Here is a 26,586-nt window from a genome sequence, read left to right as displayed (position 1 = left end):
TATATTTCCATTTTTTATATCACTTAATTTTCAGTATATTGTAAATATAAAATTAGCAGTAACTTACATATCATATCCTATAACTGAATTTGTTCATATATGGTAAAATATATCCATCGCTCATATGTCCAACTATGCAATTTTCAAAATAGCAACATTACAACTAGACTTATACAACATAATTCAAAACAAAATGAAGGAGTGTTTTAAGTGAAAGGACATATTCGAAAAAGAGGAAATAAGTACTTAGTGTGTTTCTGGTTATAAGACAAAAAAGAAGCAGTAAAAAATGTGACGAAAAAGATTACGGATTTAAATGAAGGGACTTTTGTGGAGCCGTCTAAGCTTACTTTAAAAGACTATCTCGTTCAGTGGCTAGAAATTAAAAGGATGAGTTTAGAAAAGAATACCTACGTTTCTTATAATAGCAACATAACCCACCATGTTTTACCGAACATGCAGAAAGAAGTAGTAAAAAGTTTTGGTAAAAGTATCTTTGAATAGCTAATGTTTGCATTTTATAAAAAAAGCTAAATAAATCTTGTATGAACAAGGTTTATACATCCTAACACATGTTATCATGTATAATACATATGTTAAGTAAATTCAGAATAACGAGGCAAATATTATGGACTTTGTTTATATTAATCAAAACGTATTAAATAATCTTCTATACATTTTATGTAGTATATTTGTTTTTTATTTCATATATGATAGCAAGCATTATTTGAAAAAATACAAAATATTACTGATTACCCTTTGTTCTAGTATCCCGCTTATTTTATGTATGCGATACCCTATCTATATGGATGAAAGTTGTATTCATGATTTAAGACAAATTCCGGTCATAATAGGTACGCTTTATGGTGGATTCCCTGTCGGTATCATATTGTTTACAATTTTATTAATTACAAGATTTTTATTTTATGGCTTTAACATGCTGACAGTCGTTGTTTACGGAATAATGTTCATCGTTACAGCACTCGCATCTTCAAAATTTAATACATATAATAGAAAGCTTAAAGTAGCTTTTTCCATGTTTTTAACCTTTTTCCTAGCAATATTTACAACTGTAATTGTATTAACTTTATCAGATTTTGAAGTGAATAATTTGTATATTATTTATTTCATGGTATTACCGACTACTTTAATGTTATTTATTGTTTATATAAATGAAGTTATAAAAGATGCTGTATTAATGCGCTCTAAATTAATTAAAATGGAAAAAATGGAGATTGTTAGCCAACTCGCTGCAAGTATATCGCACGAAGTAAGGAATCCCTTAACGGTTGTAAAAGGATTTACACAGCTTTTAAAAACACCAAATTTAACTGCTGAATCAAGAGACGAATATATTAAACATATACTTGAAGAGTTAAATCGTGCCCAAGAAATTATCGATGATTACTTAACGTTTGCCAAACCTTCTCCAGAAAAATTAGATCAAATTTCAGTAAAACAAGAGTTAAATCGAGTTATTAATATGATATTGCCATTGTGTAATATGAATACGATACATATTACACAGGATTTTTCTGAGGCAACCATTGTTGGTAATAAACAACACTTTCAACAATGTTTTTTAAACTTAATAAAAAACAGTATTGAAGCAATGCCTAATGGTGGTACCTTAAATATTTCCTCATCTATCAATAATAGTAAAGTTGAAATACGAATTGAAGATAGCGGAGTTGGAATGTCACAGGAGCAAATACATCGATTCGGTGAACCGTATTTTAGTACAAAAACAAAAGGCACCGGTTTAGGTACGATGGTTGCTGTTAAGATTATTGAGACGATGCATGGAAGTTTAAAAATCCGGAGTATCGTTAGTAAAGGAACGACTTTAACGATTACGTTCCCGAAATATAATAAGAATACGCATTAAAACAAATAAAAAAGGAGCATAGTCGCTCCTTTTTTATTTGTTTCGATACATAAGTATCTTCAATGTTTTTTTAGTTTACATTTGTGAAGACTAATTAAAAATTAGTATCCTCCGCCCCAGCAGCTGCATCCTACAATTATTAATAGAATGAATAACACAACTAGTAAAGCAAAACCTCCACCAAAACCACAAGAACCACCGTAACTCATATTTTCTCCTCCTTTTGGTTTGAAAACTAATAGGTAGTTGATCATTTTAACTGGTTCGTATTATACATTATGTATATATCCCTTTTTTGAGCATGTCTACATAAAAATAAGTAAAAGCACTCGTTTAAAGAGTGCTTTAAAATGGATACCAAAAGTTTTGAAATACGTTTAATTTTAAATATACCGCAGCAATGAATATGAAAACACCGGCAAATAAAATGATAAAATCTTCACGTTTCACCTTACTTGTATAAAACCATGTACGTTTATCCTTCTTTCCAAATCCTCTTAGATCCATTGCATTTGACACCGTATCTATTCTTTCTAGAGAATGAATGATTAGTGGCCAGAAAATTAAAACACGGTTCTTCATACGAACCCATAAACTTGCTTCTCCTTTTTCAAAAGCCACTCCTCTCGCTTCTTGCGCGTGTTTAATAATTTTATACTCAGACTGGATGTCAGGAATATAACGAAGTGCAATATTTACTGCATATGTAATCTTATAATGAATACCAAGTTTACTCAAACTACTTACAAATTCGCTTGGATCTGTCGTGTATATAAAAAGAAGTGTAAATGGTAATAACGTAAAATACTTTAATGAAAGTGTAGCTGCATAAAATAATGTTTCATATGTAATCGTTGCATATCCAACATGTAAAAACGCGGTATATGATTCAGTTAATTCAGATCCATGAGTTGGTGTAATCAATAAAATCATGACAGAGTTTAATAAACTAAATGTAAATATGACACTAAAAACAATTAAAATTTTACGAAATGGAATTTTAGCAATGCTGAGTCCGATACATCCAATAATAAATAGTATTAGCAACACCCGAAAATCAAAAAACAAAAAAGTAAGCATCATACAAAAAATAAATAAAAACAATTTCACTACCCCATCCATACGATGAAAATATGTACTATGCACCTTCCTCCCTCCTATTACTATCTAAATAAAGTTCCATAAATTTTTCCGGACATGCAATCCCACTAAATTTAACAAGCTTGGTTAAAGAACTCTCTCTTAAGTTAGCTATTTGTAACGTTTCTTGATCACCAAATACATTAGACACTGTATTATCCGCAATAATTTTCCCTTCATGTAGAACTACTGCACGGTCTGCATATTCTAGTGCGAGATTCATATCGTGAGTGATAAAAACAAATGAAATTCCCTTTTTAGCTAGTTTTTTAATAAAAGACATAAATTGTTTATAGTGATAATAATCTTGTCCCGCTGTCGGTTCATCCAATATGATAAGTTTAGGATTTGTTGTTAATACAGATGCGATTGTTAATCTCTTTTTTTGCCCATAGCTTAGTGCTTGAATTGGCCAATTACGAAATGGATATAAACCACAAATTTTTAAAGTTCCTTCTACTCTATTCTTAATTTCTTCCTTAGAAAAATTATGTAATGTTAATGTAAATGAAACTTCTTCAAAAACAGTAGGCTGTGTGATCATATGATTTGGATTTTGCATCACGTAAGATATGATTTTCCCACGTTTACGAATAGACCAAGAACTAATATTTTCACCTTCTAACAAGATTTTCCCATTTTTTATTTTGTTTATGCCTATAAGACTATGAGCTAATGTGGATTTCCCTGCTCCATTATGTCCCAACAGTGCCACAATTTCTCCTTCATATATTGAAAGGTTTACATTTTCTAATACTTTTTGTTTATTAGGGTATGAAAATGATAAATTCTCCACTTTAAGTAATTCCTTGTTTTTAGTATTACCTTTTAATATGACTTGTTTCTCCATCCACTCTTTTAGAACGTTGCCTACCTTTTCTTTTTGAAGGTTTTCCATTGGATATATTACGTCATTATTACGATCAAAATGTAATCTCTTTAATGCTTCGATGTAAATAGGCTCTCTTAAGCCAATACGTGGCAATATATTTGACGCTAAGATTTCTTTTGGTGTTCCTATCCCAATGACTTTACCTTCATCAATTAATATAACTTTGTCTAAATCCAGTTTTAAAATTTCTTCTATCCTATGTTCGATAATAACAATCGTTTTATTATATTGCTCATGTATATCTTTCATAAGTTCTATCGTATGTACGGCGCTTAGTGGATCTAAGTTCGCTAACGGTTCATCGAACAATAATATATCCGCATTTGTTGTTAATAAACCAGCAAGAGAAACTGTTTGCTTTTGACCTCCTGATAATTCATGTGGACTTTGTTTATGAAACGTATGCATCTTCACCTTTCTTAATGAGTCCGAAACAATCTTTTTCATGTCATCTTGCTTTACACATTCATTTTCTAAATAAAAAGCTACATCTTCTTCTACTGTCAGACCAATAAATTGAGCATCTTGATCTTGCAAAATTGTTCCTACCTGCTTACTTTGTTCAAAAATACTTCCTTCCCTCGGATCTTTACCGGCAATTAAAACGTTACCTGTACTAGTCCCTTCGTAAGAAAATGGGATTAGCCCATTTATACAATGAGCTAATGTCGACTTTCCTGAACCACTTCGTCCAGCAATTAGTACTTTTTCCCCAGGGTATATATGAAAGGTAATATCACTTAAAGTAGGCTGCGCAGCATGCCCATATTGAAAGGTAAATTGTTCAAACGAAATAATTGGTTGCATGTTAACATCCCTACTTTTCAATTTTTAAATGTGTATGTTTCTTATTAGATTTGGCCAAGCCAATTGTAAGTGGCAATCCAAGTACTAAGAAAACGATAACATCGGAAATTGTTGCTCCTAATACTTGTATAACAATTTTGTCAAATGGTTCTCCCATCACAATAATATCGAATGCCCCAGCAAATATAATAGCAATGACAATACCAACTAGCCCAGTAATTGCTAAATAAGAAATATCCCCCTTGTTAAACGACCCGTTTTTCACACTAAAGCCAACTCTTTTTTGAATAAGACCCATTGAAAAACCAATAATACCTGAACTAATAACCCAGCCCCACCAAATACCCCAGCCAGCAATCGTATCTGTTACGGTATGACCGATAAGTCCGATTAAGAGTCCTGCCACTGGACCAAATAATGCTCCAAAAACAGTTAATATAGCTAATGCTGGTTTGATAAATGTATTCGGTGCAATAGAAAATCCCCAAAGTCCTAATATCCCGTATAATGCTGCTCCAATACCGATTGCTACTACTAACTTTGTTGATAATTTGTTCATGACAATTCCCCTCTCATATTAGTCAACTTTTATTACTCTATATTTAATTTAAAAATGAATTATGCATCGACACTCCCTTTCTATACAACAAAAAAATGACCTCTTACATAAGAGGTCATTTTCTTTCACGTTCAAGAATCCTCTTATCTTTCAAAAAACACATCGTGTCCTCTGCGGAATTAGCACCTTCCTATAAAATTGCATAGGGGTTGCTGAGGTTTCTTAGGGCCGTTCCCTCCACCTCTCTGGATAAGTATTAATTTGTAATTCGTATTATGGCACTAAAGAATGTAAATTTCAACACTTTTCTTACTATTTTTATTTTTTTGTTAAACGGATCATTTAAATCATTGTATTCTTATCGGAATTATGAAATAATAAATTCAAAATCGTTTCGGGAGGAATGCATTATGAAAGTTATTGGTTTGATTGGAGGATTAAGTTGGGAATCTACATCATTATACTATAAACATATTAATACACTTACACTCTCTCAATACGATCAAAATGCAAAGTTAGTTTTATATAGTATGGATTTTGGTGAAGTAACTAATTTATTACAAAACCATCAATATGAAGAAGTGAAAAATGAACTAGTTACAGTTGCAAAGAAAGTTGAAAAATCTGGGGCTGAATGTTTATTAATGTGTTCAAATACCGTACATCTATTTGCCGAGGAAGTAGAACAAGCAATATCTATCCCGCTTCTTCACATTGGTGATGTAAGTGCTAAAGAAATGGTAGAACAGAATATAAAACGTATCGGACTATTAGGAACAAAACAAACGATGGAGCAAGATTTCTATAAATCACGATTAGCGAAATATAACATTGAGACAATTATCCCAAATGACGAGGAAAGAACTTTTATCCACCATGTCATATTAGATGAATTAAGTAGAGGGATCATTTCAGAAACATCTAAAGAAAAGTTATTACAAATTACAAAATCATTAATTCAAAACGGCGCTGAAGGTATATTATTAGGCTGTACTGAAATACCTTTACTCATCTCCCAAAATGATCTCACTGTTCCCGTTTTTGATACTGCTTTTTTACATGCAAATACTGCTGTGCAATTTGCTGGATAAGAATCTACAAGCATAAAGGTGAGAACCTCTATGCTTGTATAAAGTTATGACTATTTATCCTGCTATTTGCGGACAATAAAACCCCCATCAATTAAAATTTCACTTATTTAAAAGAGATTCAATAACTATAATTGCTTCTTTTGAACCACCACATTCTATAAAGCTATCATTCAGTTTTCTTATACCATTTTTATACTTTTCATTTGAAAGAACATCTATTACAGCCTCTTTTAAAGTGTGCACATTAACATGTTCTTTCAATAGTCTATGTGCCGCTTCAAGCTCAGTTAATCTTTGCGCTATCATAGGCTGATCTTTATCATGCGGTATTATTACAAATGGGACATTATAATGAATGGCATCGTGTACGCTATTCATACCACCATGTGTAATAAAAACATCTGCTTCATTTAATATTTCTGATTGAGGTACGTATGGAGCAATTATAAAATTATCTGGCGCTTGCTTTATTTTTGAAATATCATTTCTATCACCAATTGCCATTACAACTATCCCATCAAAATCTGAAAAAGTATCAATACAAGTATTAAAGAATGATTCGAGTCCTTCAAGCAGTGTTCCCATTGAAATGTAAATAACTTTCTTCTCTTTAAGTGATTCCAGTGGAAACTTTATATTTGTTTTACGCTTTGAAATGCTCGGTCCAATAAAAATGTTATTTTCTCCGAACGATTCGCTATTAGGTTGGAAATAACGACTTGTGTATACGAAACAAACATCACCCTTATTATTCATAAATTGAAGATTATTCTTTGGTTTTACTCCAAATTTATGTTCCATCTGATTTAGTAATTTTTCAGAGATCTCCTCTGGTTGGAATGGTATATCTGCATTTGGATGAAAAGGTAATGTCTTCAAAAACTCTGAAGGAATTAAAAATATAGGTGAGGAAACTACACCTGGAACTTGTAAATACTCCTTTACTAACTCTCCCGCGCCAAATATATCATAAATTACGAAATCAAAATTTATACTTTCACATAATTGTTTCGTAATTTCTAATATATATAAAGAAGTTTGAACATGCACATGAAAGAAAGCATTTAACCCAGATGAGGTTTCAGCATCAATAGAAATCTCCTTTAATAGATCCGGGTGAGTATGTACAGTAGCTCCTAAATCTTCAATTCTATCCTTAAAGTTTGCCGTTGTAATATAATGTACGTGATCCCCTCGTTCAGTAAAGGCTTTTACTAAATTTAATGTAGGGTTTACATGTCCCTCTGCTGGAAAATTAACCACTAAAATATTTAGCACTTATTCCTCACTCCTTATATTTCACTGTTTTAATTAAGCATACTGTTATTTGTACAAGTAATCTTCCCCTAATAGTCCTAATATGCTTGCTACATTATATTGATAAATAATTTTCAGTCATCAACATAAAAAAAGCATCTACCTATGTAGATGCCTAACCGTGATAAGGAGTGTTCTGTGAGGTTAGAACAAGCTTTTCTGCTTGTCCTATGCTATTAATATATGATTGATTTTATAAAACGTGAATAGTTAATAGAATTATTTTATCCATTTTATATGATCAAATGGATAAAATACCATTTCTACTTTACCTATTATATTTGACTCATCAATAAGTCCAAGTGTATTCCTACTATCTTTACTATGATTACGATTATCACCTAACACAAATAATTTATGCGTAGGAACTTTTATTTCTCTAAAATTTGAAAAACGATTGGATACTTGTGACATATCTAAATTTATATACGACTCATCACGCTTTTTACCGTTAATAAATACCTCATCCTTTTTTAGTTGTATATTATCCCCCGATAATCCAATAATTCGTTTCACATAGTAAGTAGGCTCGTCTTCTTTTTTATAATGACAACATCTCCATGATGAAAAGACGATAAACAGACGTTTACCTTATTAACAAGTATATAATCTTTTTCATTCAAAGTAGGTTGCATCGAAATTCCTTCTACCATACAAAATAAAAAGGACTTATTAATAAAAATAACCCCTATTATAATTAATATGTAGCTACATATGTTCCTCCAATATTTTAGAATAAACAGCTTCATATATACCTCATTTCTAATCTATCCCCAGATAAAAACGCCTCTAGTTCACATGAATGCTAGAGACGTTTCGTCCATTTTAATTCTCTTTAGAGGTATCTGTTTTTGGCGCTTCACCAGTTAATCGCTTATTTTTCAAATCAAAATAAGCATCTAAAACTTCTTTTCCAATATCGGAGTTAATGCCCGATTTATCATTTTCAACCCACGGTACTACAACAGAAAATGCTACTTCTGGATCATCATATGGCGCATATCCAGCTAATGTTAAGTTATAACATTCTCTACGATCGCCTTTCGCATTTCGCCCAATTTCATTTTCTCCACCATATACAGTTTGTGCGGTCCCTGTTTTACCAGCTGGTTTATATGGTGCTTTTTGGAACGCTCTTACTCCCGTTCCATCTCCTTCTTGAAATACTTTTCTAAATCCTTCTTTTACTTGATTAATATATTCTTGTTTCATATCGATTCTATTTAAAACAACGGGTTCTATTGATTGTACTACTTTACCAACCTCATCTTTTTGAACGGTTTGTTCTCTAATCTCTTGAACAATTTGTGGTTTCATTCGATACCCTCCATTTGCGATAGTCGAAATATATTGTGCAAGCTGAAGTGGTGTATACGTATCATATTGTCCAATAGAATAATCTAATAAGAAACCAGGCTGATTATCTTTTCTTCCAATTTGTCCTGCAGTTTCATTTGGTAAATCAATACCAGTTTGTACGCCTAGTCCAAATTGCCTGAAATAATACCTCATTTTATCAAAATATTCTTGTTTAATATCTAGCGAACTATTTTTTACATAATCCACGCCAGCAATTTTCAATGCTATATTAAACATATAAACGTTTGAAGAAACTTGTAACGCTCTTAGATCGTCTATATCACCAAAATTTTTCCAAGACTTCTTTTCCTTGGTTCCTTTAAACTTCATAGGTGCATCATAAAAATGTGTTCCAGGAGTTATTGCATTTGTTTCAAACCCTGTTAACACTGTCGCACCTTTAACCGTTGATCCAAGCTCATATGAACTTGTCAGCGTGCCTAAAGCATAATCTTCTACTTCCATTTTCCCATCTTTTTCTACAAGCCTTTTCCCAGCCATTGATAATACTTGGCCATTTTTCGGATTCATCATCACTACGAAAGCACGGTCTAACATTGATTCTGATCCTATATATTGTTTTAATATTTTTTCTATGCTCTCCTCTACTTTTTTTTGCAATTCCATATCTATTGTTAAAGTTAAATTTTTACCGCTTTTCCCTTCAGTAACAGTTTCCGTTCTAATAGTATTTCCTTGTTTATCAGCAATGCTTCTTACTTCTTTTTTTGTACCATGAAGTACATCTTCGTATTGCTGTTCGATATAACTTTTGCCGACCCTATCATTTCGGCTATAATCACGCACTAAATAATAATCTAATCGTTCACGTGGCAATCCTTCATCAGCATTTGAAACGTTACCAAGGACAGAACGGAATAATCCATCATTTACATAGATTCTCTCCCAATCAACTGATGCGTCTACTCCTGGAAGGTTCGCTAAATTTTCACTAATCACCGCATATTCCTGTTCACTAACGTCCTTTTTAATAATTTGAGGTGCCATTTGAAAACCTGAGGTCATTTTACTTTTAATAGCTAACACTTCTATATCTTTAGCCGTTAGTTCTTGAAGATTTTTATCTGTAACGCGTTTCCTTTTTAAATCTTCTATTTTTTTGTCTAGCTCTTTTCCGGTAATATCCTTATCTCGGAACTTATCTATTTCTTTTTTTGATACTAAGTCTTGAGCAAGTTCTGGATTTAATTGCATCCAAAAGTCTTTCTTATCAGTCTCAGTTAACTTATCTATATCTTCTTGTGGCATTTCAATAATATCTGCAAGTTGTCTTGCTGATTTTAATATTTCTTCTTGTTTTACACCTTTCACCTTTGTATATGTAATCGTACGTAAAGACTTATTATCAACTACTGGATTTCCTTCACGATCAAATATTTTCCCACGTGGTACAGAAAGGCCCACGGTTGCATTTTCTCTCTTCTCTACTTCATTTTTATATGTTTCTCCATCAAAAATTTGCACTTTCCCTAACTGAATAATAATGCCAGAAAATAATAAAAATACACAAAGGAATAAAATATTTAACCGGAGAGGTACTACTCTACCACTTTTCTTCTCTTGCTTTTTCACCTTGTCATAATCTCCTCCTTACAATATTTCAAATAATAATCACATTTCTATATTAAAAGTAATGTACAATTTCTATACATTGCTTTGTACAAATATTAATATAATGTTTAAAACTTAATAGAAATTAAAACAAAGGTAAAGAAAAGGTAAAGTTTACTAAATTAAATATAAAAAATACCCAATAACAAAAAGCTTAGTTTTCACTAATCGCTTTGTTATTGGGTATTAATTGATTTAAGAATTACTACTAGTGCGTATTGGTATACATTTGTCGTCACAATTAGAAAGAGATTGTTTACTTAGTACTTTCGGTAAGTAAATAGTTACTGTTGTCCCGACACCAACCTCACTCATGATACTAATTGTCCCTTGATGACTTTCAATAATTTTATAACTTAACATTAATCCAATACCAGTCCCTTTTTCTTTCGTACTATAAAAAGGTTCACCTAATCTCTTAATTCTTTCTTCAGGTATTCCTATTCCTTCATCTATTACATGAATGATGACACCATCATCATTTATTTCTTTTATGTGAATTGAAATTTCCCCACCATTTGGCATAGCTTCGATTGAATTTTGCAAAATATTAATAAATACTTGTTTCAATTGATTTTCTGAGCATTCAATAATTATATCTTTGTCATCCGTAAATAGTTCAACTTGAATATTTGTCATAATTGCTTTTGTATTCATTAACGATACGACATTTTTAAAAATTTGATAAATATTTTTCTTTTCTGTATTTATTTCATCTGTTTTAGCAATTGACAGAAATTCTTGCAGGATCGCTTCTATCCTTTCAATTTCAGAAAGCATAAGATCAAAATATCTTTCTTGATCTTCTTTATTAATTTGGAATAACTGTATAAAACCTTTAATTACAGTTAAAGGATTTCTTACTTCATGAGCTACGCCAGCTGCTAATTGACCAATTGCTGCAAGCGTATCTGATTTGTTTAACAATTCTTCTGTCTTTTTTCGCTCTGTAATGTCGCGTACAATAATCATAATTTTATCACGTAATAATGGTAAGCACCTAGCTTCAAAGAAATCAATACTTCCATTAAGTGTGAGTGGATATTCTACAATTACATTCGTTCCTTTTTCCTTCACTTGATTAATGGCTTCCTGAAACTGCTGTGCTACTGAAGATGGTAATACTTCGTAAAACTTTTTTCCCATAAAAGCTTCTGCGGGTACGTAAAACTTCGTAGGAGATCCTGCCTTGTAATCAATAATCGTGCCATCATCTTCTGTTAAGAAACATAAATCTGGTAAAGCTTTAAAAATTAATTCCAGTTCAGATGTTTGTTGTTTTAACTGCTCTTCTATCGCTTTTAAATGCGTAATATCTACACCAACAGCCCAATAACTATATCCTGTTACAGGAAACTGTTCTGAGATATTCGACCACATTATTGTTTTGATTTCACCATTTTTACATGTTAAGTGCATTTCCCAATCTCTGAAATTTTTTCCACAAGTTAAAAATTTCTTTTGTATTTGATGGCGATAATTATGATCAGGATACAATAATTGCAGTGCATTTGGATTTCCAATTATTTCTTCAGCGGTATAACCTGTTACGATTTCGCATTCTCGGTTCCACAAAACAAAATCTCCATTATAATCAAGCGCATCGACCATAACAGGCATGTTTTGTAAAATCGTATGTAGTTCCTCCTCTTTCCGAGAAAGCAACGTTGTATTTTTACTTTGAAATACTTTTATTGCACCATCTAAAATTAAACTTGAGAGCATTTCAAAGTATTTTTGACAACTGAAAATTTCACTTTTTTTGGACCATACAACAAAAGATCCTAAATGTTGATTGTATAAGAAAATGGGGATTTCAATCTTTGGAAGTTTACTCTTTTTTATTTCATTCATTCCGAATGAAAAAACACACTCTTTTTCAGCATCAAGAAGTTGATGTGATATGTTAGTTAATTTATAAAATTGTTCTGCCATGGTTTCTATTGTACTCACATCAATAAGTTCCATTAGCCGCGAATTCATTCTTTGTTCACCTCAATATGTAAAATTAATACAAATCTAAAATTCATACTTCTCCATTATACGAAGAAAGCTAGTGTAGGTATATAGCTGTAGAATAATTATTCGAACAAATTTTATTTTTCAATTAAAACAAGAAAAGAATATATTTCGTCCATTCCTCATTTATTGTCTAGCTAACTTGAATTCCTCCTTACATTCACTGAATTTTCACTTGAGAGTCATACGCGTCACTAATAGCGGTATAAACATGCAATAAGTATAAAGTTCATAAAATATTCACAATTTTTATGAAAAATATACACATTTATTCCAATATATTCTATATAATGAAATGTAATAAGGCTTCTATGAATCTCATAGAATACCTTACCCCTAATAAAAAAGAAAAAAGAATCCATTTGGATTCTTTTTTCTTTTTTTAATTACATTACATATTTATATAAAGCATGTGCCACACCATGTTCTTCATTTGATAACGTTTCGTATTTACACATTGCTTTTATTTCTTCAACTGCATTTCCCATTGCAATTGATATATTCGCTTTTTCCATCATAGAAACATCGTTTAGTCCATCACCTATCGCTACAGTGTTTTCAACCGGAATATTAAGATGTTCTGCTAAAGTATATAATCCATTCCCTTTTTGAGCATCTCGATGATTAATCTCTAAATTGTGCCAATATGAAGATGTAATTGCTAAATCTGTATTATGAAGAAATGTTTCTTTTAGTTTTTTTAATTTCTCAATATCATAAGAAAATGGTAATAGTTTATGCACATGTATATCTGTTTCTACAATTGGTTTACAACTTTCCGCACTATGAAACGCTGTATGCTCAAGATATAATGCTGCGATTGTTTCTAACTCTTTCAAGTCGAAATTTTCTTTTGAATTCTTCACATACTCAATTTCATTACGTACACTCTCTACTCCATAATCCGGTACATACACACCTTTATCAGTATAAAGCTGATAATATAAACCATTCTCTTCAAGATATTCTACAATTTCAAGTGCCTGCATATTTTGAATTGGATATCTCTTCATCATTTTTTTATCTTTATATATAAGAGCCCCATTTTCCGCAATGATTGGACACTCTAAATTAACTTCTAACAATAATCGCTCAATGTCAACAATAGAACGTCCTGTACAAATTGCTACAACATGGCCAGCTTCTTGACATGTTCGAATTGCTTCTGCATTTTCTTTACTTATCATTTTATTCCCCGAAAGAAGAGTTCCATCTAAATCAATTGCGATTAATTTCATTATTTCTTCACCACTTTCTATAAATACACGAGTTCTAATTAATTATTAGGTATCGTTTCCATACAAACCTCGTGAGGTACTTCTTATTTATAATTTATGAAAAGCGTTTCAGGTCAAGAAATAATTAAAAATAAAATCCAAAGCTTTTCTTTTTAAAAAAGCTTTGGATTTTAAACTATGAATTATAACTAATGTATTTTGTCTCACACATGTACACGTTTTTTTCTTCAGTTGGGATATATACTTTAAACTTTTCTAATCGTTTTCCATAGACATGAATCGTAATAACGCTTTCATTTTCGCTAATTTCAAGAATATGACAATCTGCTGGTGGAATTACTTTATCAGTTTCTCCTTCTCCCAAATAAAGATTTCCTGTATGTGTTAAATAAACAAGTGAATTTCCAAGTTGTTTCGTTTGTATAAAGTTCTGTACCATTATCCTTCCTGAAAAAACGCCTTCTACTCCCCATGTGCCGTCATGATCATGTAAAGGTGTAGATTGTCCATCTTTCCATACGAGAGCTAGTACTTCAAAACGTTTGAGCGGATCTTCATACAATAAATGTCTTGCATATTGGGTCAAATTGGCCTTCTGTTTTTCTAACGGAAGCCATGTTTTCTTTTCTAAAAGTTCTTCTAGTAATTTTTCAATGCCACACACTATTTCTTCTTCAAATAAACCGTTTTCCATAAGATTTGTAACACCTTTAATAAACTTTTGAAATGATTTACTTCCATTACAAGTCAACATAAGAATCCTCCTCTACGTTTTATACAATTCCATATTAAGGTAATTGCCGAAAACTCACAATTGAGAAACAAAAAAACAAGATGCAAATGTATGCACCTTGTTAAGATTTTTATTTGGCTTTCAATCGAATAGGTAAGTATTTTAATGTTTGTTCATTTTCCAATATACATTTTTCTAAACAGAAAGATGGAGATAGCTCTATTTTTTCAAAAGCATTTATAAAGGTAGTTAATGCAATCTCAGCTTCTAAACGTGCAAGAGGTGCTCCTAAGCAAAAGTGAGGACCTTTCCCAAAGGTTAAATGCTTTTCATTTCCTGTTCGATGTACATTAAATTGAGAGGCTTGTGAAAATTTTTTCTCATCTAAATTCGCTGCACTAACCCACGCAACAATCATCTGATTCTTTTTCATGAAAGGACCAAATATATTTGTATCCTCTGTAATCCTCCGGGCTAATGTAACAGGAAAGCGATAGCGTAATACTTCCTCAATCGCTTTTAAAATTAAGTTAGGTTCTTTTCTTAACTCTTCATAAATTCCAGGTGAATCTACTAAAAAGCAATAAAAGCTATTAATAATTAAATTTGTAGTGGTTTCATTCCCAGCCGCTAGTAAACCTAATGAAAAGGTTACAATTTCTTCATCGGTTAATCTTTCGCCTTCATATTCAGCTCGAATTAAATCAGAAATGATATCATCGGTTAAATGATATCTCTTTTCCTGAACAATCGGTAGAAGGTATGCTTTGAATTCATGTAATGCTATCCCTTTCTCGGCATCCAGATCATTAAACTTTTCTTTACTATACGGCATAAATAAAATATCAGACCATTCTTTAATTTTTTTACGATCTGTTGTTGGGACTCCTAATAAATCGGAAATAACGGTAACAGGTAAAGGTGCAGCAAACTGTTCAACGATATTAACTTCACTACATTTTTCGATATGTTGTACAAGTTCATCTGCGATAGCCTGTATTCGAGGTTTCCACTGTTCTAAACTTCTTGGAGTAAATGCCTTAGAAACAATGGAACGTACATTACGATGTTCTGGTGGATCTGTAGAGTTTATATTTATTCTAGTTTCTAAAGGAGGGATTGAGAATTGTCTGCGCTCCCTTCTACTTGAAAATAAACGATAATCTGATAAAACACGATTTACATCATCATATAAAAAAACATTCCATACATCCTGCTCTTCATCATAATGAACTGGGTGATTATCCCTCATCAAACGATACCATTCATATGGATTCCATAATTCTTCTTTTGTTTTCAGCTTTGAAATTTCATGAACTAAAATAACATTTTCAGGTGAAGCCATAGTTCTTTCCTCCCTTTTCTTTTACAATAAAAGTGATAGGTCGGCAGTCCAAAGTTGTATAAACTATCATATGTTATTTTAACATATACCAAAGGGGATTTTTCATTAGAGAACTTGAGAAATATATAAGGGGGATTTTTATGTACGTTGACATTTTACTACTAGCAGAATTAACGACAGGACCAAAACATGGATATGAAATTAAAAAAAATGTTCAAAATCGTTTAGGTGAAAATTTCGAATTAAATCACAACATGCTTTATCCAGCCCTTCGGCGCTTTGAAAATATGGGTGCTATAACGAAAAAAATACATAAACAAGTCGGAAAACCAAACCGAAATATGTACGATATAACAGAAACAGGAGAAGAAATTTTTTCTGAAATGTTACGAGAGTTTCCCGAAAAACTTGCGACAAACAATACAGAATTTCTTGTTCGTATTGCGCTATTTGAAAAACTTGACTATGAGGATAGAAAAGAGATTTTGACTGTACGTCAAAACGTACTACATAATCAGCTTACTGCTATTCAGTCTCTAGATGTTACCTCATCTTTTATTACTGAAGTCATTGAATTTAGTAAATCACGAATTGAACATGAATTGAGTTGGATTACATCACTTATGAAAAAAATATGAAAAAATAACAAGAAAAGTTAAAAACAATGAATGAAAATGATATTTATTATCAATACTATAATTAATAAAAGGGCAACCACGATTTGGCTACCCTTCAAACATTTACACTTCTGGATCGAAAGTTTTGCAATCTGTTTCTTCCGTTGTAGATGCATGTTTACCTTTATGACTTACTACGTAAATTGCCTCTGCACTACATTTATTACCGTTCGCCCAAAATTTACAGTTATTCACTTCACATAAAACGTCTTGTGCCATAGTATCACACCTCCTTGTTCTATTATCATTAACAAAATTCGGAGGTATGATACTCTTTGTCATCCATTTTTTATTCCCTTTTTAGCTTTCTTAATGGTTCAATATCTCCTCGTACAATCACATCTATATTTTCAGTTATTTTTTCAATGTCAAAATGCCACCATTGAATTTGTAATAATTCTTCTATTATTTCATTTGAAAATCTCTCTTTTATTTTATTTGCTGGATTTCCACCAACAATTGTATATGGTGCGACGTCTCTAGTCACAACAGATTTAGCTGCAATAATTGCACCATCTCCTATTTTTATTCCGGGCATAATAGTTGTGTCCATACCAATCCAAACGTCATTTCCTATAACCGTATCGCCTTTGTAAGGTAAATCAGACAAACTAGGTGTATACTTCTCCCACCCATTTCCAAAGATATTAAATGGATATGCCGAAAATCCATCCATCCGATGATTCGCTCCGTTCATAATAAAGTTAACTCCAGATGCAATACAACAAAACTTTCCAATAGTAAGGCGATCCCCAAGAAATTCATAATGATGTAATATTCGATTTTCAAATGTTTCTCCATCTTTCGCATCATAATAAGAATAGTCACCAACAATTATATTAGGCTTTGTTATTGTATTTTTTATAAATTGAACGTTTTGATTTCCTTCAATAGGGTATTTAACATTTGGATTAGGATTCATTTTGTACAGCACTTCCTTTACCACTTATTTCACTTTCTACCGCTATTACTGGCTTTAAATTATATATAGGTAAAATAAACAATAATCCAATTATAAAAAGTAAAGCCGTCCCTTCATACATCATACTTAATGAAAACATCTCTTTTAATGAGCCAGCTATACTCATCGTTACTACCATTGAACCGGTAAATAGCGGACTTAAAATACCATTTACACGACCTATAAAATCGGTATCGCTATTTTGAATAATAAGCGTATTAATACCAATTTGGATACAAGGAAGAGCTAAGCCACTAAAAAGCTGAGCTGTAAGTGTCACCCATAAATTTGTAGAATATCCTATAATGCCAATACCAATTGCTTGACCAAGCATACCGATAATTAACATCTTTTGCGGAGCAACGTTTTTCGCAAATACCATTGCTAATGCTCCGCCAACAATCATACCCGCACCATTTACTGTTAGTAGCCACTGTAAACTCTCTTTTGATAATCCTAGCTGCTCAGTCACAATAAATATACCTAATGGTTGAATTAATCCTATACCTAGTCCTGCAGCCATAAAGCAAAGCCCTAGCAAAGTTAATGCTTTTTTCTTTTTGACATACTTAATACCATCCTTCATCTCCTGCAGCAGAGTGATATCTTTCTTTTCTACGTCGTTTTCAAGATCTTTCGGAAGAAATAACAATACAACTGCCGCAAGTAAAAACGAGATACCTGTTATGATGATTGAAATATAAATTCCAAAACTGTGAAAGATAAATGTCCCTAGAATTGGTCCTAATACCATAAATATTGCAAATATCGTTTGATATATAGACATCGCTAATTGAATTTGTTCCGTTGATAAATGTTGTTTAAACAACTTCATTCCAGATGGTTGTGAAAACTGTGAAAGGATTGCAGAGATGAGTGTCACAAAAAACACAATTTTCCACGTTCCAAACATAAGCGTAATTAAGACAGCGAATACTGAAATGGAACTTAACGTTTCACACCATATCATTGTCTTCTTTGGCTTCCACCTATCAGCAAAGGTACCGCCAATAAATGAAAAAATAAAAATTGGAGCGAATTCAGCAACTGAAATCATGGAAATAGCAAAAGCATCACCTTTTGTCATTTCCATTACATATAGTAATACCGCAAAGTTTCAAACCCATATTCCTATTTGTAAAAATAATGCTGATGCTAAAATCCCTTGTACAAACCGATTTTTTAATACTTGTGATACCCCATTGTTTTGTTTCGTTACTACATTTGTCGACATAAAAAAGCCTCCTATTTCATGTTCTGAACAGGAGGCAGCACAAATCATATAAAAAGACTATATATTCGCAGAGCGAAATAATACATCCCTTTTCTATAAATGTACAGACTAATCCTATTCAGAAGAATATTTCGTTTTTTAACGAAGATCTCTTACAAATAGAATTAGTTGATCATTGGGATGTCTTCACCCTTCCGTTTCGAATTTAAATAACACATACATACTCTATGTAAATCATTTTCGATGTATGCATGTCTACTTTTAACTATTCTAGAAAGTTAAAGGCAATTCCTCTAAAGAACGCATTAAATAATTACCTTGCCATTTAATTTCTTCACGATTCCCTTTTATTTTTAGTTCAGGCATTCGATTAAACAAAGTAGTAATAGCAATCTTTGCTTCTAACCTCGCAAGTGGAGCTCCTAAGCAGAAATGGCTACCATGACCAAAGGCAATGTGACGGTTGTTCTCCCGTGTAATATCAAATATTTCTGGATTTTCAAATACTGTTTCATCACGGTTCGCTGAAGCCAATGCAATAATAACCATATCTCCTTTCTGTATTGTTTGATGGTGAATTTGAAAAGGTTCCGCTGCCCATCTTGCAGTTGTAACCTCAACTGGAGAATAATAACGCAATCCTTCCTCAATAGCCGAATCAATTAGTTTTGGATTATCTTTTAATAACTGTAATTGATTTGGATTTTCAAGAAGTGCTAATACCGTATTTGTAATTAAATTCACTGTCGTCTCATGTCCTGCGACAATTAATAGCATTATCATTGAATATAGTTCCCGAGCGCTAAGTTTATGCCCTTCACTCTCTGCAAGTATTAAAGCACTCACCAAGTCTTCTTTTGGCTCTTTTCGTTTAATATCAACTAAATATTGAAGATATGTAATAAACTCCGATAGTTGTTTTTCGGTCTCTTTTATTTCTTCAGGTGTTTCTGGTGATGCAATAACAGCATGAGACCAAATTCTAAATTTCGCTTGATCTTCTTTTGGAATACCGAGCATCTCACTTATTACAATAATTGGTAATGGAAATGAATAATCATCCACAAGATTTAATGTACCTTTTCGCTCTATATCACTTATCAAATCATCTGCTATTCTCTCAATTCTTCCGTCTAATTGTGCAATCATCTTCGGTGTAAAAGCTTTTTGAACTAAAGATCGTAAACGACTGTGGTTAGGTGGATCTGAATTTAGCATATGTGTTGTTAAGTGGTCACTATTATCAACGGAAAGATACATGTTCTTTATATCTTGAGAAAACACATTTGTCCAATCTTTTTTTAAACGATTATCTTTTAAAAGTGGCAGAGCATCTTCATATCTAGTAATGAGCCATTCTTTACCGATTTCAACTTGGTTTACAAATAATATAGGTTGTTTTTTTCGCGATTCTTTATAAATTTCATACGCATCTTCTTTAAACTGAGCTGAAGCTAAATTAATGCCATCCTCTATGCTTAACCCAACTTTGTTTTTCATTGACATTGTATTCCCTCACTCTCATTTGTTTTTGAAAACCAACCAACATATGCATTATACTCTAATAAAAACGTGAAAATTGTAAATTTTTAATCAAAATCTTACTTCGTATATTGAAAAATAAAAAAGTGAGAGAGTACAATCGTTTTACTCTCCCACTTCTCTTTATGCGAAGCACATAAAATTACTAATTTGTTGATAGCGATAACTTACTTTACGACGACGACCACCTTGCCAAGTGTAACCTGATACTCCGCTTCTTCTCACTTCAGTCGGAAAGAACCATAAATCCCTTCCAAAAGGTCCAGGACGATGTAAACGTAAATAGCCCCATCTTCCTAAACAGTTACACATCCATGATTTCATATTGCCTGGTTGTGCTGGAGAAGCAAATGTAGACGGTAACGATGGCGCTTGTGACGGTGGTGGTGACGTTGGAGCATCCTCCGCATCATCTGGTCTGTAATCTTCTTGTTCAATATCTCTCACTTCATTTGTAGGTTCATACCCGTAGTTTTGTGGATTATAATACATCGCTTGATCATATGGATAATTTTGTTGGTTATACATATTAATAAATCACCTTCTTTTCATTCATTACCTTTAACATTCATATGTGATATGCCCTCTCTGGGAAGCTTATGTATAGCCCAAATTCAACTTAAAAAGCTCGTATTATTAAAAATACGAGCCTTTCAAAAATAGAATTTGTTTATTGTTTCCTTAACTTCACACTATAAAAACGCATTTCATCTAACGAACCTTCAAATTCAAATACTTCTTGTTTAATTAATTGTTTCAAGCGATATTCTAAGAAAGTATCTCCAACCAATTGTTCAACAAGACCAAGTGCTTCACCAATTACTCTAGGAGCTTTGAGGAACTCTCGATTAGCACCCACACTTTTCGCACATTCAATTATAAATTGATCAAAATAATCTTCTTGTACAGAATGCACTTCATTTTCTTCCCACACTCTTAAACATTCTATGCTTTTCGATAATCTATCCCACTCATGTTCAAAATTCATTCGCTTCTCTTCAGTTAAATAAGGTAACTTTGCAAAACTTTTTTGGAATAGAGCTAAACTTTCAGGTGGTAATTCTCCCGTTCCACGAATATCATACTCTTGTTTCAATATTTCTCTACTTGCTTCAGACGTATTAATAACTCGAATGTTTTTCTTATCCTTTAATTGTGCCATCACAAAACTTAGGCCTACATGTTCATGTGCATTATCAGCCTTCCAAATTGTAATAGGCGTTTCAACAGGAATAGTATGTAGTTCTTCTATAGTTGCTATAAATCTTGATAAATATTCTTCTTCAAAATAACTATCATAAGCAGTTAAATTATTTATTAACCACTTCTGTCTTGCTAGTTGCCCCTCATTCGTATGCAACTTATATATCGGTCCAATTGAAAAGAATTCAGAAAAAGCAACAATACTCTCTTCATATAATTCTTCTTGATTTAACATATATTTTAAGCAACCAGCCGTTGAATCATCAAAAGCAATATGTACGTGCGTACTTTCTTTTACATTCCTTTTATAAGTAGGATTACTCGTTAATTGTTTTGGAATATCCATCAAATTTTTAATTGTATCTTCACTATAGTTTTCTTCTAATAAGTTTAACTGTATGAGAATACTTCGAAGTAAATCTTTAGCCTCATCTTCGTACATATCCTCTACAGCATTTTTAATTTTATCTATCACACAAATCCCTCTATTCATTTCAAAAATAACGTAGATTATAGTGTATCATTTTAGTATAGTTCTTTAAAGTCAAATCCAGATTACTACAGCAATCTGGATTTTTAACAAAAGCTCTTCTTATATTTTTGAATTACTAAATATTTTTACTTTGAAAATCCTTGTATCTAAATGTATAATTATATAAAAATAAAAATATAGGAGCTATATTTATGGATAAAGTACTTACAAATTATAAACATTACTTAAAAAATTGGAGATTTATATTTATTTGCATACTACCTGCTATCGCCTTATTCGTTACTTTCTATGTCATCTTCGAACTACTGTTTCATCAAGATTTCTACTTATCTAACTTAATTTCTGCTATCATATTATTTTTAATATTTATTAACGTTAAAGATAAATTTAAAATTAAAGGCTAAAAAACACTATTTCAAAATAGCCCTTTATTATTGCATCCTACTATAAAATAAGGCTCGTAGTAGATTTTCATAAAAAATAAGAGCACCCTGCAATTGGATGCTCTTATGTGATTAGAGGTTTTTTCTGAGTATTAAATAGGACACGAAGATCTTGTCCTACTACATAATATATGCTTGTACTTATTATTTCGTGCATATATTATGCAACATGTTCAGGTACTTAATATATGCATAGTCATTGCTATAAAATTTACTCAAATATTTACTGTACGATTATCATATTTATAAATTAAAAAACATCCCCAGTGGATGTTTTTTATCTAACGATTTTAAGCTTCCATAAACTTAGCCGGTACACCAATTTTTTCAACTACAGAAGATATATTAGTAGGATTAATCATTACATTTTCAATACATACTAATTTATTTTCTAATATCCCATTCTCTGTAGTAATAAGTTTTTCAAATCGATCTAAAGTCATTGAGAATTTATGTTCACTTCCACCATTCATACTAACTTTTACATACTTCATAGTGTCACCGCCTTTCATAATAATTTACATTTCGACAAGAATGCGCTTACATCCTTTTTATTTACTCTTAGATTTCTCACGTTTACATGTATTTTGAGAAAAGAAACTACTATTATTTACTCACAAAATTATTGTTAATAAGAAAGATAAAGATAACAATACACAAAGTGGAATATATAAACCGGTATCCATTCTAGCAAAGTGCGTATCTTTTTGTCGTTTAAAGATACCAAAATAATTAAACTCACCAATTACTCTAATAGAAAAGACGATCATACAAATCCAGGAACCGGCTTGAATAATAAAATTAGGAACTGCAAAATGAACAATTTTTGCTTGTTGCAACAAAATTATTGCTGCCATACTTAATAATAATGCAATGAACAATGTCATTCCGGCGCGAGGTGTAAACGCCTTTTCCCCTGATTTAGTTGGAATAACACTATTTGTCCCCCAATTACCTCCGAAAGCCCAATATACATGTAAAAAGCTAACTAAGAATAATATACAAGCAGATATATATGTAATGATAAGCATTTTATCCTCCCCTTATTTCATTTTGGTTCCTACCTATAAAATATGCTGTTCCCCCCACATTAGCAACCTTCATTTAATTACATAAAAAATACCGTAATGATTTATCAATATTAAGATAAGTCATTACGGGATTATTAAACTTCATTATGCATTATACCTATTTCTTCGGCGTTCCATCCTTGTTTGACCTTGAACTGCATTTTCTTTGTATGGATCTATTTGCTCTGTCATTTCATATGCTGCAACTGATTCTTCGTACTTATACTCATGGTTCTTTTCTGGCATTTTACTTTTAGATTCTTTCCCACCAAACTTAAATAGTTTCATCTTTAATTTCGGCAATCTTGGAAGTCGAATCTTAATTGATAATCTTTTGCGTTTCTTTTTTGGTCCAAGTAGATTTATATTTTCTTTATTATCTTTCTCTTTGCGGTGAATGAACATCGCAAGTAATCCTCCTAATACAAGTCCTCCAATTAATAGTAATATATATACATAATGGCTTGTCATTAAACTCGTTATGCGTTCAAGTATGACTAACGACTGTACTTCTTTTATATCCCATAGTAAAGCGGCCCATAATGAGAATAAGCCCAAAGTAAGTCCATATGTACGAAAACGGAATAAACATGGAATTAACGCGACACATGCAGCAATTTTCGCATTTGCTATGATTGAACTTGTTGAAATATCCTGGTGCCAAATAACTAACAGTAATGTTATAAATGGCGCATACGCTATCCAGCTGCATATACGTGAATACATCTTTTTAGCAAAATAACTACCGAAACTAGTAAAAAATAAAAGCCCTCCAATATATATAGATTGTTCTAGAGGGATTTGCTTTGTAAGTCCTGCAATTGGAAAGAGGCCGCTCAATAGCATTAAGAGCACATCTAATTTCTTCACAATTCCCCATTCCTTTCAAATTTTTTCAATTAATAAAAATCTTTTTCCATATGATATAGTTTTTGTATTTCTAAAAAACATATTAATCCTGTCTGCACATAAAGTAAATATGTAAACGAAAAGATACTTGACAAAGGATATCCTTATTTACATAAAAAAATGACAAATCCTGATCGATATAACGAGCAGGATTTGTTTACTAGTATTTAAAGTAGAGTAATTGAATCTTTCTTTTCTACCTTTACTACATCTACATCCAATTCATCATCAAATTCTTTAAACTCTCTTGCATCTATGTCAGTAATATAAGTCTTCATTACTTTTTCCATATGTACGGAATATGTCATGTGTACATTCTTTTTCGAAAGCATACTAGAATTACAGCACATGTAATGTATCATTTTAGCGATATAATCCCTTTCTACAGGTTTTACACCCAATGGTAAAATTTCAAGTATATATCGCTGAAAAATCCCACTACAATTAAGTGAATATTCACCAGTGCTATAATACATCCCTTTTTGATCTGCATATAAGCCAATGCTATCTAGAGCATCATCAGATTCTATTACACCGTAACTTGGTACATCAAAACCTGTATTTATTCTAATAATATTTAAATTTGGAACCTTTAACACCTCTGGAACAATATCAGGTAAAATATCTATATTAATTTCTTTATTTTGTAACTCTTTTATCCAATATTTTCTCAAATTTGCATCTACAATGAAGTAAACTTGTTCATTTTGTTCTTTTGCATATTGTACAATTTCCATTAATGTTTCGAAAACATATTGTTTAAAAAGAGCCCCCATATCATTTCTCTTTGATGGTTGTGGTAAAAATGCATTATGTTTATTTATATTTAATAATACGTAATCAATCGTTTGCCACTCTGTACTCCCATATAATTTATATAAAATTTCTTTTCCTTTTATTTTTGAAAAAATAGGTAAGAAATCGAATTTCGATATTCGTTCAATTGATAATCTAACATATGTACAAGGTAAATTTATCTTATTCCAACTACGCCTCAAAAATCCTTTTTGTTCTAATAGACTAAAAATACTATTTACAATTGTTTTACGAGATACATTTTGTCCTATAAATAAATTAATAAATGTTGAAATACGGTTTGTTCGTGCAAATCCCTCTCTAATGATTTGTTTTGGATCAATTTTTTCGCGTCCATCACAATTCTTCATCGCGATTAATGCTAATGTCGCATCACTGCGCTTACCCGCGGTAGCATAGACAGCTTTCTTAACATCATCTACAAGATTTGTTTTATATTTTTGGCAATATTGCATTTTATATGGATTTTGTAACACCTTTTCAATATTGTATCTCACAATCTTTAATAACACTGGAAAATCTGTATTCAATACATAAGAATTTTCACCAACTTTAGTCAAAACAATTTCGCTATCAAGTAATGCTTGTTCTATTTCCAGCGCTATATTTTCAGACCAAACTTCTAATATTAATGTCTCTAATCCTTTTGGTGCAAATAAAGGAAATAATTCATTTTTGTTATTTGTAGCTACCTTTTTACATTCTGGAAGTATTGTGAAATAAGAGAATTTACGCTGAAATTCTTTAAATAAATACTCTCTTTCCTTTACTGTTATACCCGGTTCTATTTTAGTACCTTGAACTTTATAAATTCTCTCATTGTATGGAAATAACACCCTTTTATTTTCTCCTACAATATAATCTTTCGGATATTGGAGAATATGGTCTAAATCCACCTCTCCCCCTATTTGAAAATCATCTTTTAAATTTCTAAATATCTTAATCCATTTCATGCCGGTTGTAGCTTGTTGTATTTTTAGTTTTACAAACCGTATTTTTTTATTATTTGACGCAAACTCTGAGGTAGAAATCAATATCATGCCTCGTTTTCGTCTTAAAAGTAAAGGAATATCTGGATGATTATATTCTTGATATTAAGACTGTCTTTATGAGCATTTCGTATAAGTATGATGTAACTGATTAAAGCTATTTTCAAAGACGACATATCGGCGATAATTTATGTCTATTTCTTATAGGTGTTAGCAAGTTCGTTTGCAA

Annotated in this window: 23 protein-coding genes, 3 pseudogenes and 1 riboswitch; of the genes and pseudogenes, 5 read left to right on the top strand and 21 right to left on the bottom strand. The window is 31.7% G+C overall.

Annotation, left to right across the window (positions count from 1 at the left end):
• Positions 1-210: 210 nt before the first annotated feature.
• Positions 211-459 (top strand): annotated as a pseudogene (locus CQ064_RS30015) (tyrosine-type recombinase/integrase); the annotation flags it as partial.
• A gap of 169 nt (positions 460-628) precedes the next feature.
• On the top strand, positions 629-1,888 hold the full coding sequence (locus tag CQ064_RS30010) for a sensor histidine kinase (RefSeq protein ID WP_000348328.1): 1,260 nt from the start codon (positions 629-631) through the stop codon (positions 1,886-1,888).
• A 101-nt stretch (positions 1,889-1,989) separates the two neighbouring features.
• Here CQ064_RS30010 and CQ064_RS30005 read toward each other — a convergent pair whose 3' ends face one another.
• The 4 genes from CQ064_RS30005 to CQ064_RS29990 all read right to left on the bottom strand — a co-directional run bounded on the left by CQ064_RS30005 (position 1,990) and on the right by CQ064_RS29990 (position 5,286).
• Complete coding sequence (locus CQ064_RS30005) at positions 1,990-2,097, bottom strand: YjcZ family sporulation protein (protein ID WP_000120182.1); 108 nt, start codon at positions 2,095-2,097, stop codon at positions 1,990-1,992.
• A 136-nt stretch (positions 2,098-2,233) separates the two neighbouring features.
• The gene (locus CQ064_RS30000) at positions 2,234-3,034 is read right to left on the bottom strand and encodes an energy-coupling factor transporter transmembrane component T family protein (RefSeq protein WP_000556364.1); all 801 of its coding nucleotides are present in this window, start codon (positions 3,032-3,034) and stop codon (positions 2,234-2,236) included.
• Positions 3,027-4,727: an ABC transporter ATP-binding protein gene (locus CQ064_RS29995; RefSeq protein ID WP_001182519.1), complete on the bottom strand. Its 1,701-nt coding sequence runs from the start codon at positions 4,725-4,727 to the stop codon at positions 3,027-3,029. The genes CQ064_RS30000 and CQ064_RS29995 overlap by 8 nt, the downstream gene beginning before the upstream one ends.
• A gap of 10 nt (positions 4,728-4,737) precedes the next feature.
• Positions 4,738-5,286 (bottom strand): ECF-type riboflavin transporter substrate-binding protein, encoded by a 549-nt coding sequence (locus CQ064_RS29990; RefSeq protein WP_001038210.1) that lies wholly within the window; start codon positions 5,284-5,286, stop codon positions 4,738-4,740.
• Between the two features lie 140 nt (positions 5,287-5,426).
• Positions 5,427-5,542, bottom strand: a riboswitch (SAM riboswitch).
• 154 nt (positions 5,543-5,696) lie between these two features.
• Between CQ064_RS29990 and CQ064_RS29985 the strand changes: the two genes are divergently transcribed.
• Complete coding sequence (locus CQ064_RS29985; RefSeq protein WP_000864376.1) at positions 5,697-6,377, top strand: aspartate/glutamate racemase family protein; 681 nt, start codon at positions 5,697-5,699, stop codon at positions 6,375-6,377.
• A gap of 99 nt (positions 6,378-6,476) precedes the next feature.
• Here CQ064_RS29985 and CQ064_RS29980 read toward each other — a convergent pair whose 3' ends face one another.
• The 7 genes and pseudogenes from CQ064_RS29980 to CQ064_RS29950 all read right to left on the bottom strand — a co-directional run bounded on the left by CQ064_RS29980 (position 6,477) and on the right by CQ064_RS29950 (position 16,020).
• The gene (locus CQ064_RS29980; RefSeq protein WP_000932141.1) at positions 6,477-7,655 is read right to left on the bottom strand and encodes a macrolide family glycosyltransferase; all 1,179 of its coding nucleotides are present in this window, start codon (positions 7,653-7,655) and stop codon (positions 6,477-6,479) included.
• A 258-nt stretch (positions 7,656-7,913) separates the two neighbouring features.
• A pseudogene (gene lepB / locus CQ064_RS29975) lies at positions 7,914-8,443 on the bottom strand (signal peptidase I).
• 76 nt (positions 8,444-8,519) lie between these two features.
• Positions 8,520-10,646, bottom strand: a complete 2,127-nt coding sequence (locus CQ064_RS29970; RefSeq protein WP_000743772.1) for a peptidoglycan D,D-transpeptidase FtsI family protein — start codon at positions 10,644-10,646, stop codon at positions 8,520-8,522.
• Between the two features lie 234 nt (positions 10,647-10,880).
• Positions 10,881-12,668, bottom strand: coding sequence for a PAS domain-containing sensor histidine kinase (locus CQ064_RS29965; protein WP_001088549.1), 1,788 nt, complete (start codon positions 12,666-12,668; stop codon positions 10,881-10,883).
• Between the two features lie 422 nt (positions 12,669-13,090).
• A complete protein-coding gene (locus CQ064_RS29960) occupies positions 13,091-13,942 on the bottom strand; it encodes a Cof-type HAD-IIB family hydrolase (protein ID WP_000766393.1) in 852 nt (283 codons plus the stop codon).
• Between the two features lie 175 nt (positions 13,943-14,117).
• Positions 14,118-14,696, bottom strand: coding sequence for a cysteine dioxygenase family protein (locus tag CQ064_RS29955; protein WP_000954443.1), 579 nt, complete (start codon positions 14,694-14,696; stop codon positions 14,118-14,120).
• 109 nt (positions 14,697-14,805) lie between these two features.
• The gene (locus tag CQ064_RS29950; RefSeq protein WP_000168009.1) at positions 14,806-16,020 is read right to left on the bottom strand and encodes a cytochrome P450; all 1,215 of its coding nucleotides are present in this window, start codon (positions 16,018-16,020) and stop codon (positions 14,806-14,808) included.
• A 140-nt stretch (positions 16,021-16,160) separates the two neighbouring features.
• Here CQ064_RS29950 and CQ064_RS29945 point away from each other — a divergent pair, with 140 nt between their 5' ends.
• Positions 16,161-16,658, top strand: a complete 498-nt coding sequence (locus CQ064_RS29945) for a PadR family transcriptional regulator (protein ID WP_000289124.1) — start codon at positions 16,161-16,163, stop codon at positions 16,656-16,658.
• Between the two features lie 102 nt (positions 16,659-16,760).
• Here CQ064_RS29945 and CQ064_RS29940 read toward each other — a convergent pair whose 3' ends face one another.
• The 6 genes and pseudogenes from CQ064_RS29940 to CQ064_RS29910 all read right to left on the bottom strand — a co-directional run bounded on the left by CQ064_RS29940 (position 16,761) and on the right by CQ064_RS29910 (position 22,112).
• A complete protein-coding gene (locus CQ064_RS29940; RefSeq protein ID WP_000046095.1) occupies positions 16,761-16,916 on the bottom strand; it encodes a DUF1540 domain-containing protein in 156 nt (51 codons plus the stop codon).
• 70 nt (positions 16,917-16,986) lie between these two features.
• Positions 16,987-17,619, bottom strand: coding sequence for a Vat family streptogramin A O-acetyltransferase (locus tag CQ064_RS29935; protein WP_001069254.1), 633 nt, complete (start codon positions 17,617-17,619; stop codon positions 16,987-16,989).
• Positions 17,609-18,892 (bottom strand): annotated as a pseudogene (locus tag CQ064_RS29930) (MFS transporter). The gene CQ064_RS29935 and the pseudogene CQ064_RS29930 overlap by 11 nt, the downstream one beginning before the upstream one ends.
• 270 nt (positions 18,893-19,162) lie before the next feature.
• Positions 19,163-20,398, bottom strand: coding sequence for a cytochrome P450 family protein (locus CQ064_RS29920; protein ID WP_000062121.1), 1,236 nt, complete (start codon positions 20,396-20,398; stop codon positions 19,163-19,165).
• Between the two features lie 159 nt (positions 20,399-20,557).
• Positions 20,558-20,962 carry a hypothetical protein gene (locus tag CQ064_RS29915; protein WP_000282689.1) on the bottom strand — a complete coding sequence of 135 codons (405 nt, stop codon included), beginning with the start codon at positions 20,960-20,962 and terminating at the stop codon, positions 20,558-20,560.
• A 142-nt stretch (positions 20,963-21,104) separates the two neighbouring features.
• Positions 21,105-22,112: a DUF1835 domain-containing protein gene (locus CQ064_RS29910; RefSeq protein ID WP_000565693.1), complete on the bottom strand. Its 1,008-nt coding sequence runs from the start codon at positions 22,110-22,112 to the stop codon at positions 21,105-21,107.
• 209 nt (positions 22,113-22,321) lie between these two features.
• Here CQ064_RS29910 and CQ064_RS29905 point away from each other — a divergent pair, with 209 nt between their 5' ends.
• A complete protein-coding gene (locus CQ064_RS29905) occupies positions 22,322-22,534 on the top strand; it encodes a hypothetical protein (protein WP_000362069.1) in 213 nt (70 codons plus the stop codon).
• Between the two features lie 329 nt (positions 22,535-22,863).
• Here CQ064_RS29905 and CQ064_RS29900 read toward each other — a convergent pair whose 3' ends face one another.
• The 4 genes from CQ064_RS29900 to CQ064_RS29885 form a co-directional block, all read right to left on the bottom strand.
• Entirely contained in the window at positions 22,864-23,067 is a 204-nt protein-coding gene (locus CQ064_RS29900; RefSeq protein WP_000878371.1) for a hypothetical protein, read from the bottom strand.
• Positions 23,068-23,187: 120 nt separating this feature from the next.
• Complete coding sequence (locus CQ064_RS29895) at positions 23,188-23,604, bottom strand: DUF3995 domain-containing protein (protein ID WP_000905570.1); 417 nt, start codon at positions 23,602-23,604, stop codon at positions 23,188-23,190.
• A gap of 144 nt (positions 23,605-23,748) precedes the next feature.
• On the bottom strand, positions 23,749-24,513 hold the full coding sequence (locus CQ064_RS29890) for a DUF3959 family protein (protein WP_000732186.1): 765 nt from the start codon (positions 24,511-24,513) through the stop codon (positions 23,749-23,751).
• A 206-nt stretch (positions 24,514-24,719) separates the two neighbouring features.
• Positions 24,720-26,402 (bottom strand): RNaseH domain-containing protein, encoded by a 1,683-nt coding sequence (locus tag CQ064_RS29885; RefSeq protein WP_000626125.1) that lies wholly within the window; start codon positions 26,400-26,402, stop codon positions 24,720-24,722.
• Positions 26,403-26,586 lie beyond the last annotated feature (184 nt).

The organism is Bacillus sp. MYb78 (assembly GCF_002975115.1).
Taxonomy (GTDB): domain Bacteria; phylum Bacillota; class Bacilli; order Bacillales; family Bacillaceae_G; genus Bacillus_A; species Bacillus_A cereus.
The sequence above is the reverse complement of the archived record's forward strand: the minus strand, read 5'-3'. Positions and strand labels throughout refer to the sequence as shown.

Coding starts and splice junctions, on each gene's coding strand:
- CQ064_RS30005 (WP_000120182.1), bottom strand. CDS start 2,097: ATGAGTTACGGTGGTTCTTGTGGTTTTGGTGGAGGTTTTGCTTTACTA.
- CQ064_RS29905 (WP_000362069.1), top strand. CDS start 22,322: ATGGATAAAGTACTTACAAATTATAAACATTACTTAAAAAATTGGAGA.
- CQ064_RS29965 (WP_001088549.1), bottom strand. CDS start 12,668: ATGAATTCGCGGCTAATGGAACTTATTGATGTGAGTACAATAGAAACC.
- CQ064_RS29895 (WP_000905570.1), bottom strand. CDS start 23,604: ATGCTTATCATTACATATATATCTGCTTGTATATTATTCTTAGTTAGC.
- CQ064_RS30010 (WP_000348328.1), top strand. CDS start 629: ATGGACTTTGTTTATATTAATCAAAACGTATTAAATAATCTTCTATAC.
- CQ064_RS29950 (WP_000168009.1), bottom strand. CDS start 16,020: ATGGCTTCACCTGAAAATGTTATTTTAGTTCATGAAATTTCAAAGCTG.
- CQ064_RS29990 (WP_001038210.1), bottom strand. CDS start 5,286: ATGAACAAATTATCAACAAAGTTAGTAGTAGCAATCGGTATTGGAGCA.
- CQ064_RS29920 (WP_000062121.1), bottom strand. CDS start 20,398: ATGTCAATGAAAAACAAAGTTGGGTTAAGCATAGAGGATGGCATTAAT.
- CQ064_RS29940 (WP_000046095.1), bottom strand. CDS start 16,916: ATGGCACAAGACGTTTTATGTGAAGTGAATAACTGTAAATTTTGGGCG.
- CQ064_RS29935 (WP_001069254.1), bottom strand. CDS start 17,619: ATGAATCCTAATCCAAATGTTAAATACCCTATTGAAGGAAATCAAAAC.
- CQ064_RS29900 (WP_000878371.1), bottom strand. CDS start 23,067: ATGAAGTATGTAAAAGTTAGTATGAATGGTGGAAGTGAACATAAATTC.
- CQ064_RS29960 (WP_000766393.1), bottom strand. CDS start 13,942: ATGAAATTAATCGCAATTGATTTAGATGGAACTCTTCTTTCGGGGAAT.
- CQ064_RS29995 (WP_001182519.1), bottom strand. CDS start 4,727: ATGCAACCAATTATTTCGTTTGAACAATTTACCTTTCAATATGGGCAT.
- CQ064_RS29945 (WP_000289124.1), top strand. CDS start 16,161: ATGTACGTTGACATTTTACTACTAGCAGAATTAACGACAGGACCAAAA.
- CQ064_RS29985 (WP_000864376.1), top strand. CDS start 5,697: ATGAAAGTTATTGGTTTGATTGGAGGATTAAGTTGGGAATCTACATCA.
- CQ064_RS29955 (WP_000954443.1), bottom strand. CDS start 14,696: ATGTTGACTTGTAATGGAAGTAAATCATTTCAAAAGTTTATTAAAGGT.
- CQ064_RS29915 (WP_000282689.1), bottom strand. CDS start 20,962: ATGTATAACCAACAAAATTATCCATATGATCAAGCGATGTATTATAAT.